Below are 14,974 nucleotides of genomic sequence, written 5' to 3'. Positions count from 1 at the left end.
TCAGGAGGAAGTGATGAAGTTTCATAACGCAGGATCAGAAATCTATGTGCCGGACGGCAGCCCGGCTGAGCCGGCGGTGGCCCGAACGACCCACTTTGCCATTGGCGCGCATCAGGATGATCTCGAAATCATGGCCTATCAAGGAATCCTGGAGTGCTTTGGCAGGCAGGACAAGCACTTTACCGGAGTGACGGTAACCAACGGCGCCGGCAGCCCGCGCGACGATCTTTATGCCAGTTACAGCGATGAAGACATGCAACAGGTCCGCCGCGTTGAACAGCGCAAGGCCGCCTACATTGGAGAGTATTCAGCGCAGGTGTTTCTTGACTATACCAGCGGCGCGGTCAAGGACAAGAACAATCCTGATGTGGTCGCTGACCTGAAGCAACTGTTGAATGCTGCGCAGGCCAAAGTCGTTTACACGCACAACCTGGCCGACAAGCACGACACGCACGTTGGCGTCGCGCTTCGAGTCATTCAGGCCATCCGCAGCCTGCCTGCCAACACACGCCCGGAGAAGCTCTATGGCTGCGAGGTCTGGCGCGGCCTTGATTGGCTGAATGACGATGACAAGGTGCTATTCGACGTGAGCGCGCATGAGAACCTGGCGATGTCGCTGGTAGGCGTCTTTGACTCGCAGATTTGCGGCGGCAAACGCTATGACCTGGCGACCGCAGGGCGTCGCAGAGCGAACGCCACCTACTTTGCTTCACACGCGACCGACGTGGCCGAATCAGTGATCTTCGGAATCGATTTGACGCCCCTGGTCAAAGACGACCAACTTGACCCCGTCCGGTACATCACCAGCTTCATTGACCGCTTCTCGCAGGAAGTGTCGGCGCGCGTTACAAAGTTCCGCTAACCAGGGCAGGGCGCATAGCCTTTTGCGATTCCCAACCTCTGCCATAGCGGCGCATCGCATCACGGCACTCATGCGGCCGGGACGATGTTCTGGTTCACGCGGAAAAAATTCTCCGGGTCATACTTTTTCTTGATCGTCGCCAGCCGGTTGTAGTTTTCGCGGAAGGATGCCTTGACGCGCTCCTGGCCCTCTTCCATCATAAAGTTCACATAAGCGCCGCCGGACGAATAAGGGTGCAAGGCGTCGAAGTAATCCCTGGTCCAATTCGTAATTTTGTCGCGGTTCGCCGGACTGGGATCGACGCCCACAATCACTCCCGCCCAATTTGCGTCCCGGTAACTGAACGCTGTCTCTTTAGCCCCGACACGGTGGGCGGCGCCATCAATGGGATACAGGTGCATCGTGGAGTGCATTGTCGGAAGCTTTGCGCCGTGTTCCGCGTGTTTGGCGATGGATGCATCACTGATTTCCTTAAAGAAATCGGCGCGCCAGTACCATTGGAGCCCGGCCGGGTAAAGCGGATCGAACAGGCTTTGGACCGCCGGAAATGGCACGGGGCCCACGTGGTCCAGAACGGGCTTCCCCACTGATCTCAATGGCCGCGTAGCTTTCTCGGCTTCATCCGGAGCGCCGGTGCAGCACCACATGACCCCGCACACTTTCTGATTGTGGAGTTGCGCGGGAAACATGGGAGCCGGCGGAATCGTCAGGAAGGCGAAAAAACCATAGACGAATTCCGGCGCCTTCAGAATAAACTCACGATAAGCTTTCATCACCTCTTCGGTTTGGTCCAATGACCAGAAGGTGGGACCAGCGTATACCGTATCAACCGGATGAAGCCGGAAAAGGAAAGATGTCACAACGCCGAAGTTGCCGCCTCCGCCACGGATCGCCCAGAAAAGATCGGCGTTTTCATCTGCGCTGACGGTGACAAAGCTTCCGTCTGCGAGCACCATGTCGGCGGAAAGCAGGTTGTCAATGGTCAGGCCGTATCTTCGGCTGAGGTATCCGACCCCGCCTCCCAGCGTCAATCCCGCCACGCCTGTGGTGGAGATAAAGCCGCTCGGCGTGGCCATTCCAAAGGCATGGGTTGCATGATCGACATCGCCCCACAAGCACCCCGGCGCCACGCGGGCGGTCTTCGCTCTGGGGTCCACGTGGACGTTCTTCATGCGCGACAGGTCAATCGCCAGGCCGTCGTCACAGACGCCCAAACCGCCGGCGTTGTGCCCTCCGCCTCGAATGGACGTCAGCAGATCGTGTTCGCGGCCGAACCTCACGGCAGACAGAATGTCGGCAATGTCGGCGCACCGGGCGATGACTGCCGGGTGTTTGTCGATCATCCCGTTGTACACTCCGCGCGCCGTGTCATACGCGGCATCTCCGGGTTGGATGACTTCACCACGAAATCCTTGCTGAAGCTTTGCGACGGTTTCTGAACGCATCGATTTCTCCTTCATGAGCAGTTGAGACTATGAGTCCGCCGGCCGGGTGTCCAAGGGCTGATTTGCTGGAAGAAATATCGCATATACGGCGATGTACGAAATGCACCGTCGGCTGCGTCAATCCTCCCCGCCATCCAACGCCCCAGCTAAAAGAGGTCTGAGCATCAATAGTAACTTATGGATGTTTCCAAGTTCCGATTGTAAGTTGATGAGCGTGTGACAAGTTCGAACTTCGTCTTACGCTCCCATACAGGTTGCACCTGATGGCCTTTTAATTCAAGTCCATTTCCGGAGCGTGCTGATCCACCGGGACCCGGTCCGGCGGCCTCACAACATCAAGCGCGATGCTTTTGCAGGACCTCCTCGACCTCCTCGATGCTGAATTTGTTGAGTCTCGTCACCCTGGCCTGCGATCGAAACTGCGGCGGGACAATGCCGCACGCTTCCTCCTTGTCGGCGGCGTCAGCGATAATCCAGGCTTTGTGTTCGCCATCCATGCAACCCCAGTCCGCATGGCTTAAGAAGTGCGACCCGGTCTTGAGGAAGACGTGGACGACGCGGGCGCAAGCCTCTGTTTCCTCCGCATGCGGGACCTCAATCAAAAATTTTGGCATTTCAATGACCTCCTCCGATTACGCTGGCGCCTGCCGCCGGATGGCAGGCAAATGGCCGCCCTGGAGCGATGCGCCAGCATCTGCTGCCCCTGCTGAAAATGAACAAAGCAGATCCTTCGCGGAGTTTACCCTGAGCCCCTTCTCCCGCTTTGAGGAATCAGGGCCGTTCGCAAGTTGAGGGCGAACGGGCTCAGGATGACGTCACGCGGGCATTTTCTGCAACCCCCTAGACGAAGAGCACAGCGCAGCCTGTCACGATCAGCGCGAAGCTCCAGATCAGGTCCATGTTCAGCCATGCTTTACGCAATAAGCTCAGGCCCAGCTTTTCGTAGACCAGCCAGGCAATTGCCCCGGTGACGATCAGGTACCCCGCCGTGTGAACAGTCACGGCCAGCAAATTCGTGGTTGCGCCTCCGATGACGGCGGGGTGCGGATGCGCGCCGATGTGGCGACCTGCCGCATGTGCCGCGGGTGAGATTTTCAGCAGGACCGGCAGCAGCATCAACCCGGCCCCGTGAGCAGAAGCCATCAGGAACGACCAGACGGTCAGGTCGCCGAAACCGACTTGCATTCCGCCCCCGCGGGGATGGCGGTGCCGTACCAGGCGATAGACTCCCAGCACAAACAGGATGGCCGCCACGGAGATCCGGAGGGCCGCCGGCGGCAAGGCCAGTCCCGCCAGAGCGGCCAGGAACACCACGGCGCCAATGGACAGCGCGTGGCCCGCTGCCAGGGGAGCGAGCGATCGCCAGACCGCCCAGGAGCTCTTTTCCTGCATGCCGAGCGCAACCGCAAACAGCCATCCCATTCCCGGATTGATCCCGTGCCAGGCGCCCAGCAGCAATAATGCCCCCCAGACCCACACGCCACTCCCGGTCACGACGGGTAACAATAGGAATCTGACGACGCGTCGCCGCCATCCAGGCGCACCTGGTGGCTGCGAAGGCCGTCAAATTCCAGGAAGAAGTTTCGGTCCAACTCCATTCCGCCTTCGGGCCGGGCGTTCACTTTCACCATCCAGCTCTTCATGCCTTCCGGATAGAGCTGGTCGTCAATCGCGCCGTAGAGAGAATTCGTAAAGTAAATGCGGCGTCCATCGCGGCTGATCTCGACCATTTGTGGACCGCCGTTCAAGGGCTGGTCCGGCTTTTTCGGATGTGCAGCGTGCCGCACTACCCCGCCAAGGTGCAGGGAACCGGTTTTCCTGGGGTTGAAAGGATCGCTAACATCGTACTGGATGAACTCGCCCGTACCCCAGCAGGATACGTAGAGAAAACGATCGTCCAGCGAAAGGTCAATGTCCGTAACGAACGGAGGGACCGCCTTGAAACCCTTCAGCATGGGCGGGAGCATCTCCGGATCAGCGGGTTCGGCGGGAATTTCGATGATTTTGCGGATGCCCCATTTCCCGTTATCGCGGTGCCACATCCAGACCGAGGCGGACAGGTCTTTCAGTGAAACCACCACGCCGACGAATCCATAGGACTCAGCGGGATTATGCGCCGGGCGAACCTCGAAGACCAGTTGCTGCTCCTTGCCCAGGTCGAGCACCTGCTGATGCCGGCGCCGGCGAAGGTCCCACACGTGAAGCGCATGCCCGTAACCGCTTGAAAGAAGCACCTCGGGAATAAGTCCCTTCTCGAAAGTTTTCGGCGTTCCCCACTCGCTGGAAATCACCGTGTCACACCCGAGGTGCCACCAGAAATCGTAGGCGAGGTGCTGGGGCCCGCGGTCGAGTTCCCATTGCCCCAGCACATCGAAGCTCTCCGGGTCCATCATGAAAATGCCGCCCGGGCCGTCGCCGGAAGGCGAACCAAGGGCGCTGACGTAGATTCCGTCCGGCCCGCAATGCACGGTGTGGGGCCGTGAATAGCCGGTGCGCCGGGCCAGTTCTTCCGGCTCGATAATTTTCACGATCCTCGGTTTTCGCGGGTCTGGCTTTGTGTCAATGATGTGGATTCTGGAGGACACTATGCCGGGAACCACAAGGTAACGCCGCTCCATGTGAGCGTGCGGCGCGTAAGGGGCCAGACAGGAACTGCAGGCGCTCCAGCCGAAATGATGCAGTTCATCGCCGGCGTTCGGCATTTCCACCTGGCCTACCACCTGGCCGTATTTGGATGAAGACGAGTCCAAATCCACCACTGCCAGCGCATCATGCTTTCCTTCATGCGTGGGATTCAATAACACCAGAAAAGCGTACTTTTCCGGAGGCGCCTCCATCGCCATTTTGGGAGACGGATAGAAAGTAGGATCGGGCATCCATTGCGCCATGTAATTCCTCCTGATTTTTTTCCAAACCACGCCGCCAACTGCTACAATGGGGCAGTCGGCAACAAAACCTGAGCGTAGATAGTCAGTTAATCCTTTAGGCCCCTGGGGCGTCTTTTAATAAAGCTGGAATATTCGTTAAGTTTTTGTTGACCGGCCATGGCCAGAAAATCTACCCTTTTTGAATTCGGTCCATTCCGGCTGAACGTGCGCGAAAGGCTGCTGACGCGTGACGGGCACGCCATCCCTTTGAGAGGAAGGGTGTTTGACACCCTCTATGTCCTGGTCAGAAGGCACGGTTGTCTGCTGACCAAAGACGAGTTGATGGCAGCCGTCTGGCCCGACAGCATTGTCGAAGAGACCAACCTCAATCACAACATTTGCATCATTCGCCGGGCCCTGGGAGAAAAGGCGACCGGCCAGCGATATGTCGAGACCGTGCCGAAACAGGGTTATCGCTTTGTCGCAGAGGTCAGGGAAGTGGACGACCCCGACGTTTCTGATTTCCCGGAGGAACCAGAACTTCGGCGACCATCGCAGAACGGCGGAGGGTCCTTCCCGGAAGCGGCTGCATCCTTACCGGCTGCGCAATCCGCTGACGCCGTGTCCGGCAGGACTTCCAGGGCGGCGCCGGCCTCGGGCGCTGCGTGGTATCGACTCCCGGCAAAACTTCCGCTCCTGGCCGTTGCAGTTTTAGTGCTGGCCGGATACTTTGGCTCGGAACAGCTTGGGATTCTTCATCGTCTGACGAATTCCAGGATACTGCTGGCGGTGCTTCCGTTCGAAGACCTGACAGGTGATTCAGGACAAATCTGCGTTGCCGATGGGCTCGACGACGAGATCATCTCTCAACTTGGACGCTGGAACACCGCCAGAGTCGGAGTCATCGCCCGCACTTCCTCCGAAGTCTATCAAGGGACGCGGAAGTCGATCGGCGAGATTGGGCGCGAACTGGGAGCCCATTACATTGTGGAAGGAAGCGTACGTCGCGATGAACGCAACTACAGGATTACCGTGATGCTGATTCGCGTGAAGGACCAGGCGCACCTCTGGGCCGCAAGTTACAATCGGACGGTGGACAGCGTTACGGACCTGCAGGTTGAGATCGCCAACCTCGTCACCAGTGAAATCGGCAGGAGCATCGAAGTCGAGGCCGACGACTCCTCGGGCGCCGGCGGTCCCCAGAGCTTCGGCACGACGCCTAAGACAGGGCAGGACACTGTCTTCTTCGCATCTTCGAGGGTCAAACCCTATGGCAATAGAATCGTTGCGCCAAAGAAACGCGTTCCCCGGCTATCCATGGAAGGTTAGCCTCGGCATGAATTCCCCGTCAGTTATCCGCTGTCGTACCCGATTCACTGCGAAAAACCACGCCGCTTAAGCTACGCGGACAAGTTCGGTTCCCGCTTGGGCTTCAGTGTAAGGCACACCTGATTGAGGTTGCGAACGAAAAGCTTGCGGACGACCAATGTGGGGTGAAGCCGTACAGTTATCGCCGGTCTTCATCCAGGGCGGGCAAAGGGGAAGAGACGCCGGAATCAGCGGCGCCTGTTGTGGATTCGTCGGCAGGCTGGCGGTAGAAAAATATCCCCAAAAAAGCACCAACGGCCGCTGCAACCAGCAAAAAAAAGATGAAAGAAATAACGACTCCCAGCGCTGTGCCGTGGATGGATTGCGCCCCTGCAACTTTCCCGATGCCGTAAGCCACAAAGGACGCTGCAAAAAGCACCAGAGCGTAGAAGGGAACACTCATTCTGCCCCGCCAGGCGGCAGCCGGGATCACCACCAATACAACCAGGCAGGATAGCGCGAGTGGAATAATCACCCCAAGGTTTACTGCCAGCACAATAGGTAGAAAGAAAAACCCAAGAAACGAAAACATCACCATGGACCGGTCACCCCACGAGAAACCGAAGCCGTCATCAGTACAATGCTAAGGGCAGGCCGTGCCGAAGTCAACCAAGAAACAGGTGGGTAGCGGACCAGCTTGCTTTGCGGCGTGATGTCCCCCGCCTGTCTCCAGTCAAACGACACGGACAGGGTGGCCGGGCCGCGATGGCGAACAAATTTGAGGCACAAAAATCAGACGCGGGTGTCGCGTTATTGCTGCTCCCAAAACAGAGCTTGGCGTCGTACGGCCACTGGACCTTCAGACAAAGTTGAAGCACTGTGGATCCGTCGTGAGGCAATCGCTTTACCGGCAGCCGCCGGGCCCCTCAACCAACGCCGCAAACACCATTGCACGGCTGTCCCAGCGGTTCCTTCTGAATGCCAGTGCTGGTGGCCTCCTCAAAACTTTCAGGTTGGCGCCCCAAAACAGTTAGGTGTTAGGGCGGGGAGGTGCGGTTCTCGAACGCAATCCCCGAGTCGAGCGGGGCAGAGCGCCAGAGCCCAAAGTCGTGCCACCAGCGAAATCCAGGCTACCTCGACGGATGCGTCTGATAATATTTAGAGTGCGCGACGACGGTTAACATAATCTGCCGCGCCAGCATCCCGCTTCTCTACCCATAAATTAAAGTGTTACTTTAATAATCAAGGGGCGCGGCGTCGTGGCTTTGAGGCCGCTTTTGTTGACGGCGGTGGCGCGAATCGGCTTGTCCGAAGGTGTAAAAAATCGCTGTTTCAAGGTGCTGCGGCATTACTCTGGAATTGGCCGGGGATTCGCGGTGGGCGGTGTGAGGTCGTACTTTGTCGTTCCTGCAGGAAGGTGGCACGGGCGCGGCGGATGCACGGCGTTTGGAGTGGTGTCAGGGGGCTATCTTGCATGGTTGGTGGGGCTTTCCGAGAAGGGCGGTGCGGCGCCTTGGCGAAATATTCTTTCGAACCTTTACGGCCTTGTGCTAAGTTAGTTTGTTTGCCGGAATAGCGACATAGTAATCTGCAATGCCCCTTATTGAAACAGAGGCCATCGTTCTCAGGACCTACCGGCTGGGGGAAGCTGACAAGATTGCATCGCTGCTCACCCGGCAACTGGGCCGAATACGCGCCGTGGCCAAGGGAGCTTTGAGCCGCAGGGGCCGCTACGGTGCGGCGCTGGAGCCGCTCAGCTATATTCGGGTCTGGGTTTATGATCGGGAGCAGCGGGACCTGCAGCGATTCGGTTCGGCTGAGATTGTGGAATCCTTTTTTGAGATGCAGACGGATTATCGCATCCAGCTTGCTGCGCAATATCTGGCGGAAGTCACCGAACGCTTCCTGCCCGACCGGGAAGTGAACGAGCGCGTCTTCCGGCTGCTGCTGGCTGTTTTGAGGGCTTTCAAGCGCTACGGCGAAGTGAATCGGTCGCTACTGTTTTTCGATTATTGGCTGCTGCGGCTGGGAGGGTTTCTCCCTGACCTGAGCCGATGCATGGCGTGCCAGAGGCCGTTTGCGGGTGAAGACGGTTTCTATGATCCGGTGGCCGTCGCACTTGTGTGCGCACAGTGCAAGGGCGGCGTTTCGAATGAGCAGGTCTCAGCGGGTGCCCTGGGGTTGGTTCCGGCGTTTCGTACGGCCCGCATCGAACAGTGGATCGAAAAGGAAGCCGCCCCGCAGGGCATCAGTGAACTTCGGCGGCTGCTGGAACAGATCATCGAGGCGCACCTGGAGAAAAGGCTGACCACGCGAGCGATGTTGGCGGATGAAATTTAGCCTCCGGGAAGTGATAAAACCAGAGTCTGAATCGATAGGGACTATGGCGGAAAACGCATCGGCAGTAAGGGCAGGAGTAAACGGCCTTACCTTCCAGGACATGGTAAGCCGGCTCACGAGTTTCTGGGCGCGGCAGGGCGCGGTTGTGGCGCTACCCTATGACATGGAGGTTGGGGCAGGAACGATGTGCCCGGAGACTTTCTTCCGTGTTCTTGGGCCGAAACCTTGGAGCGTGGCGTACGTTCAGCCGTCCCGGCGGCCTGCAGACGGGCGGTACGGCGAAAACCCAAATCGACTGATCAAGCACACCCAGTTGCAGGTGATACTTAAACCACCACCTGAGGATGTTCAGGACATCTACCTTCGCAGCCTCAGGGATATCGGAATTGACTTCCACAACCATGACATCCGGTTTGAGGAAGATAATTGGGAAGCCCCAACTTTGGGCGCATGGGGAATTGGCTGGCAGGTGATGCTCGACGGACTTGAAATCACGCAGTTCACCTATTTCCAGCAATCGGGTGGTGTGGATCTCGACCCGATCTCGGTTGAGCTGACTTACGGCCTGGAGCGGATTGCCGCCTTTCTTCAGAACGTTAACAATGTGTATGAAGTTAAGTGGAACAGCTTGGTGAAATACGGGGACCTTAGGCATCGTGAAGAGTTCGAGCTGTCATTATACGATTTTGAATCCGCCTCACCCGAAGCGATTCGTCAACTTTTTGAAATCTACGAAGCTGAGGCTGTACGGCTGCTGAAGGACTACTTTGCCGCTGGCCCGGCCCACTGGCCAACCCGCTTCCCGCTGCTCAAGGTGTATGAGTTCTGCCTGAAGTGCTCGCACCTGTTCAACATCCTTGACGCCCGGGGCGCCATCAGCGTCACCGAACGTGTTGCACTCATCACACGCATTCGAAAAATCGCCACGGAAGTGGCTCAAGTTTACCTTGAACCATCCACCGCCGCAGCAGAGATTAGACCAGCATGACGATTGCGCAGAAAGACCGCACAGAACCACTGCTGATCGAGGCGGGAGTCGAGGAGATTCCTGCGCGCTTCCTTGCTGGCGCCCAGCGAAACTTGGGACAGCGGCTGAGCGAGGCTTTGCAAAGTCTGCGGCTGGTTCCGACGGATGCGCAGCCCGTCAGCACCTATTCGACTCCGCGCCGGCTGGTTGCTCATGCCCCACAGATTCTGGCACGACAGCCTGATGAAACGGAAGAGATCATCGGGCCGCCTGTCAAAGTTGCTTTTGACCAGGCAGGCAATCCCACTCGGGCTGCCGCGAGCTTCGCTGAGCGAAACTCATCCTCGGTGAGTAAGCTGCTCAAAATTGACACACCCAAAGGACTCTATTTGGGTCTGCGGAAGCGAGTCCGGGGGCGCTCTGCACGTGACGTCCTGGCTAAGGCATTGCCTGAAGTAATCCTGGGTATCAGCTTCCCTAAGAGTATGTACTGGACCTCAAAGGCTGGCCCCAGATTCATCCGCCCCATCCGGTGGTTGTTGGCTATTCTGGCAGAAGGCGAGGGAGTGAGGGTCATTCCTTTTGAGATCGCAGGAGTGCGGTCGGGGAAGTCAACTTATGGTCATCGGGTGGCCGGGTCGAAAGCCATTCCGGTCAGAAGTTTTGAGGAGTACTCTGCCAGGCTGCGCGAGCACCACGTTGAAATTGATCCCAGAACGCGCTCGGAAACTATTCGCTGCGGAGTTAAGGCACTACTTGAAGGAACGAGCCTGAACGCCGTTCCAGATGAAGCCCTCCACGAGTGGGTTATCAATTCAACCGAGTGGCCCCACGCCGTTCTGGGCGGTTTCGACCGGCGGTTCCTTCATCTGCCGCGGGAAATTCTGGTGACCGTAATGCGCGACCACCAGAAATACTTTGCGGTCGAGAACGAGGCCGGGGAACTCCAACCCAATTTTGTGACTGTGATGAACCTTGGGCAGGACACTGCCGGCCTGATTCGCGAGGGGCACGAACGTGTGCTGACAGCCCGGTTTGCCGATGCCGAATTCTTCTGGGAGGCTGACCTTCGCATCCCGCTGGAGTCGCGCCAGGGAATGCTGGAAAAGGTGACCTACCAGGCTGAGATGGGAAGCTACGCCGCGAAAGTTGAGCGGACGGCAGCAATTGCGCGCCATATCTGCACGGAGCTGGAATCTCGGGGCGCCCTGGATGCTGAGGGCAGCGGTCATGTGTCACGAGCGGTCCATCTGTGCAAGTGCGACTTGACCACCCAGATGGTGCGCGAATTCACCGAACTGCAGGGAGTTGTTGGCGGTCTGTACGCGCGTGAGCAGGGCGAGCCTGAGGCTGTTGCCGATGCCATCTATGACCACTACAAGCCAGCGAGCATCAATGATGAAGGCCCTCGAAACAAGGTCGGCGCTGTTGTAGCGCTTGCCGACAAGCTTGACAGCTTGGTAGCCGGCTTCTCCGTTGGTCTTGAGCCAACCGGGTCGAGTGACCCGTTCGGTTTGAGGAGGGCGGGGAATGGGATCATCAAAATCGCCGTCGAATCGCTCCCGGCGCTCGATCTCGCCCATATCACCGCACGGGCCATCGAAATCGCCGACGCGGGGCTTCCAAGCAGCAAGGGAGAAGAACTTGGCCATCGTGTCAACGACTTTCTGCGTGAGCGGCTGGAGTTCTACTTACGAGAGGTTGCAGGAGTTCGGTATGACACAGCGCGGGCGGTTCTGAGTCCCGCGATCCCTGCCGGCTCGAGCATTCCGTCCGTGGTGCTCGCTCGCGCTAAGGCGCTTGAGCAGGTTCGTGACACCGAAGATTTCCTGGCGCTGGCTGCCGCCGCCAAGCGTACTCGAAACATCCTGACCAAGTCGGCGGGATCAGACCTCAAGGGTGATAATGCGCCCGTCAATAGGGATCTGCTGGGCGAGGGTCCGGAGCGCGAATTGTATTCTGCGTACCTTGGCCTCATGAACGATCTCGGGAGCTTGAACAAGTCTGGCGAGTTTGAGGCGGCATTCCGCACCATGGCCGGTATCAGACCTCAGGTGGATCGCTTTTTCGACAAGGTCCTCGTGATGGCCGAGGATCCCGCGTTACGAGAGAACCGACTCAGGTTGCTAATCGGTTTGAACCGTGATGTCTTTACCCGGCTTGCGGAGCTGTCAGAGATCGCAGTCGAAACCTAAATTGGACGGGGGCGGTCAAGTGCGGTAGATGTGGAGGGGCCGGACGCATCTAAAGTATTGCCTCAGCTTTTGTCGGCGCGCCGACATCCGGGGCCAAGGGTCGGCCAATCCGCTGTGGCACGACCATTCGGCCCGTAAGTTTTGACCGCGGCACTGGCGAGGAAACGGTGCCGCGCACACTGCGCCACTATAATTAACCGGGACCTCATCAACTCCGGTAGCCTTCGGGCCGTGCGCAGATTTCATCAGAAGGAGAGCAGTAATCATGGAAAAATTTGTCTATTTTTTTGGCAGCGGCAAGGCCGACGGCCACGGAACCATGAAAGAGGTGCTGGGCGGGAAGGGGGCTGGCCTCGCGGAGATGACCAACGCCGGGCTGCCCGTTCCTCCCGGTTTTACCATTGCAACATCAGCGTGCCGTGCCTACTTCGAAGGCGGTAACAGCCTACCTAAGCAGGCGGCTTCCGAATACGAAGCGGCGCTGGAGCGGCTGGAAGCCCTCCTCAAGCAGAAGCTCGGCGACGCCCATAATCCGCTCCTGGTCTCCGTTCGCTCGGGCGCCAAGTTTTCGATGCCGGGAATGATGGATACCATTCTGAACCTTGGGATGAATGACCAGGTCGTTGAGGCGGTGGCCCGCAAAACCTCTAATCCGCGCTTTGCTTACGACAGCTACCGCCGCTTCATCCAGATGTTCGGAAACGTGGTGCTCGAAATTCCCAAAGACAAGTTTGAGAACGTCCTCACTGCCCAGAAGAAGAAACGCAAGTTCACCCAGGACACCCAGCTTACGGCCGACGATTTGAAGCAGGTGATCCAGGGTTATAAGCAGATTATCGGGAAAGCCACAGGCAAAGATTTTCCGCAGGACCCGCGCGTGCAGCTCAGGATGGCCATCGAGGCGGTTTTTCGTTCCTGGAACAACCCGCGCGCTATGACCTACCGTCGCATGAACAAAATTCCTGATGAGATTGGGACGGCAGTGAATGTCCAGGCCATGGTGTTCGGAAACATGGGCGACACTTCCGGAACGGGTGTGGGCTTTACCCGCAATCCAGCCACCGGCGAAAACAAGTTTTATGGCGAATTCCTCATGAACGCCCAGGGCGAGGACGTGGTGGCCGGCATCAGGACGCCAGTACCGATTGCCGAACTGCAGAAGGTCATGCCTGGCGTCTACGACCAGTTGCGCGAAATCACCTCCAGGCTGGAGCACCACTACAAAGATGTGCAGGATTTTGAATTCACCATCCAGGAAGGCAAGCTCTACATGCTTCAGACGCGCACCGGCAAGCGGACAGGAAAGGCAGCCGTAAAGATTGCCGTCGATCTGGTGGACGAAGGAATCATCACGTCGAATGAGGCGCTGATGCGCGTTGAACCTGACCAGTTGAACCAACTACTTCATCCAATACTTGATGAATCAAAGCCTTTGAAAGTGATTGCGAATGGCTTGCCAGCTTCTCCAGGGGCCGCCGTCGGGCGTATCGTCTTTACGGCGGAAGATGCTGTCGAAAAAGGGAAGCAGTATCCCGTGATTCTGGTCCGTGCGGAGACGGTCCCTGACGACATCCACGGCATGGAAGTTGCCGCCGGAATTCTGACCTCGCGCGGTGGCATGACTTCCCACGCGGCCGTGGTGACCAGGGGGATGGGCAAGTGCTGCGTGGCCGGCTGCGGCGCCGCGGAAGTGGACGAGAAAAAGAAGCAGATGCGCATTGGCAAGCTGACCCTCAAGGAAGGCGACTGGATTTCACTTGATGGCTCGACCGGGCGGGTGATCCTCGGACAAATCAACACGCAGCTTCCTGACCCCTCGAGCGGCGATTTTGCCACTTTCATGGGTTGGGCCGACGAGGCCCGCCAACTTGGCGTGCGCGCTAACGCAGATGTCCCACGAGACGCCTCAGTGGCCCGCCGATTTGGCGCCGAGGGTATCGGGCTCTGCCGGACCGAGCATATGTTTTTCGCCAGCGACCGCCTGCCGCACGTTCAGCGGATGATTATGGCCTGTAAAGACACGGCTGATGAAAAGGAGGCGGCCGCCTACCACAAAGAGCGCCGTGCTGCCCTCGCCAAGCTTCTCCCCATGCAGAGGAAAGACTTCATGGGATTGTTTAAGGCCATGGACGGCCTGCCGGTCACCATCCGGACGCTCGATCCGCCGCTCCACGAATTCCTTCCCAAGCGCGAAGAACTGATGGTTGAGATCGCCGTTCTTGAAGCGAAAGGGAAGAAGGGAACCAAGCTGAGCCAGCTCAAAAAAATGCTGGCCGTAGTTGAAGGACTGCATGAATTCAATCCCATGCTGGGTCTGCGCGGGTGCCGCCTCGGCATCATGTACCCGGAGATTACCGAGATGCAGGCGCGAGCCATTTTTGAGGCGGCAGCGGAATGCAAAAAGAAGGGCATCGACGCCAGGCCGGAAATCATGATCCCGCTGGTGGGCGATGTCAGGGAACTGGCGCTGCAAAAGGAAATCGTCAACCGCGTCGCCGAAGAGGTTTTCGACAAGAAGGGGACCCGTGTGGAATACCTGGTGGGCACCATGATTGAACTCCCCGCCGCGGCGCTCTCCGCCGCTGAGATTGCCGGCGAGGCGGAGTTCTTCAGCTTTGGGACTAATGACCTGACGCAAACCACCTTCGGCCTTTCCCGCGACGATTGCGGAAAAATTATTGCCGCCTATGTGAAGCAGAAGATCTGGCCTGCGGATCCCTTCGCTGTCATGGACCCGAAGCGCGTCGGGCGGTTGCTCAAGATCGGCACGTCTGAAGGGCGGAAGGCGCGCGCCCATCTTAAGGTGGGGATTTGCGGGGAGCACGGAGGCGATCCATCCTCCATCCAGGTTTGCGCTGATGCCGGATTGAATTATGTGAGCTGCTCGCCCTATCGCGTGCCCATCGCCCGGCTGGCGGCTGCCCAGGCAGCCCTGCGCAGGGCAGAGGAGGAGAAGCCAGCCGCAGAGATCTATACCACGGCGTAGTGCC

General features: G+C 58.2%; 11 protein-coding genes. 6 read left to right on the top strand and 5 right to left on the bottom strand.

The genetic code is table 11. The features are described 5' to 3' along the window. The first annotated feature begins 13 nt into the window (after positions 1-13). Positions 14-862, top strand: coding sequence for a PIG-L family deacetylase (locus VFQ24_02270; GenBank protein ID HET9177165.1), 849 nt, complete (start codon positions 14-16; stop codon positions 860-862). A gap of 68 nt (positions 863-930) precedes the next feature. Here VFQ24_02270 and VFQ24_02265 read toward each other — a convergent pair whose 3' ends face one another. The 4 genes from VFQ24_02265 to VFQ24_02250 all read right to left on the bottom strand — a co-directional run bounded on the left by VFQ24_02265 (position 931) and on the right by VFQ24_02250 (position 5,195). After that, a complete protein-coding gene (locus tag VFQ24_02265; GenBank protein ID HET9177164.1) occupies positions 931-2,307 on the bottom strand; it encodes an FAD-binding oxidoreductase in 1,377 nt (458 codons plus the stop codon). A 335-nt stretch (positions 2,308-2,642) separates the two neighbouring features. Then, a complete protein-coding gene (locus tag VFQ24_02260; protein ID HET9177163.1) occupies positions 2,643-2,921 on the bottom strand; it encodes a hypothetical protein in 279 nt (92 codons plus the stop codon). 226 nt (positions 2,922-3,147) lie between these two features. Continuing rightward, on the bottom strand, positions 3,148-3,813 hold the full coding sequence (locus VFQ24_02255; protein HET9177162.1) for a hypothetical protein: 666 nt from the start codon (positions 3,811-3,813) through the stop codon (positions 3,148-3,150). Continuing rightward, positions 3,798-5,195, bottom strand: coding sequence for a selenium-binding protein SBP56-related protein (locus VFQ24_02250; protein HET9177161.1), 1,398 nt, complete (start codon positions 5,193-5,195; stop codon positions 3,798-3,800). Before VFQ24_02250 ends, VFQ24_02255 begins: the two co-directional genes overlap by 16 nt. 156 nt (positions 5,196-5,351) lie before the next feature. Here VFQ24_02250 and VFQ24_02245 point away from each other — a divergent pair, with 156 nt between their 5' ends. Next, on the top strand, positions 5,352-6,503 hold the full coding sequence (locus VFQ24_02245; GenBank protein HET9177160.1) for a winged helix-turn-helix domain-containing protein: 1,152 nt from the start codon (positions 5,352-5,354) through the stop codon (positions 6,501-6,503). Between the two features lie 178 nt (positions 6,504-6,681). Here the strand turns inward: VFQ24_02245 and VFQ24_02240 are convergent, their stop codons facing one another. Beyond that, positions 6,682-7,080, bottom strand: coding sequence for a hypothetical protein (locus VFQ24_02240; protein HET9177159.1), 399 nt, complete (start codon positions 7,078-7,080; stop codon positions 6,682-6,684). 995 nt (positions 7,081-8,075) lie between these two features. Between VFQ24_02240 and recO the strand changes: the two genes are divergently transcribed. The 4 genes from recO (at position 8,076) to ppdK (ending at position 14,970) form a co-directional block, all read left to right on the top strand. Beyond that, entirely contained in the window at positions 8,076-8,822 is a 747-nt protein-coding gene (gene recO, locus VFQ24_02235) for a DNA repair protein RecO (GenBank protein HET9177158.1), read from the top strand. A 43-nt stretch (positions 8,823-8,865) separates the two neighbouring features. Further along, on the top strand, positions 8,866-9,810 hold the full coding sequence (locus VFQ24_02230) for a glycine--tRNA ligase subunit alpha (protein HET9177157.1): 945 nt from the start codon (positions 8,866-8,868) through the stop codon (positions 9,808-9,810). Further along, positions 9,807-11,984, top strand: a complete 2,178-nt coding sequence (gene glyS, locus VFQ24_02225) for a glycine--tRNA ligase subunit beta (protein ID HET9177156.1) — start codon at positions 9,807-9,809, stop codon at positions 11,982-11,984. Before VFQ24_02230 ends, glyS begins: the two co-directional genes overlap by 4 nt. A 265-nt stretch (positions 11,985-12,249) precedes the next feature. Beyond that, positions 12,250-14,970: a pyruvate, phosphate dikinase gene (ppdK, locus tag VFQ24_02220; GenBank protein ID HET9177155.1), complete on the top strand. Its 2,721-nt coding sequence runs from the start codon at positions 12,250-12,252 to the stop codon at positions 14,968-14,970. The last annotated feature ends 4 nt before the right edge of the window (positions 14,971-14,974 follow it).

The organism is Terriglobia bacterium, assembly GCA_035712365.1.
In the GTDB taxonomy this organism is placed as follows: Bacteria; Acidobacteriota; Terriglobia; order UBA7540; family UBA7540; genus SCRD01.
The sequence above is the reverse complement of the archived record's forward strand: the minus strand, read 5'-3'. Positions and strand labels throughout refer to the sequence as shown.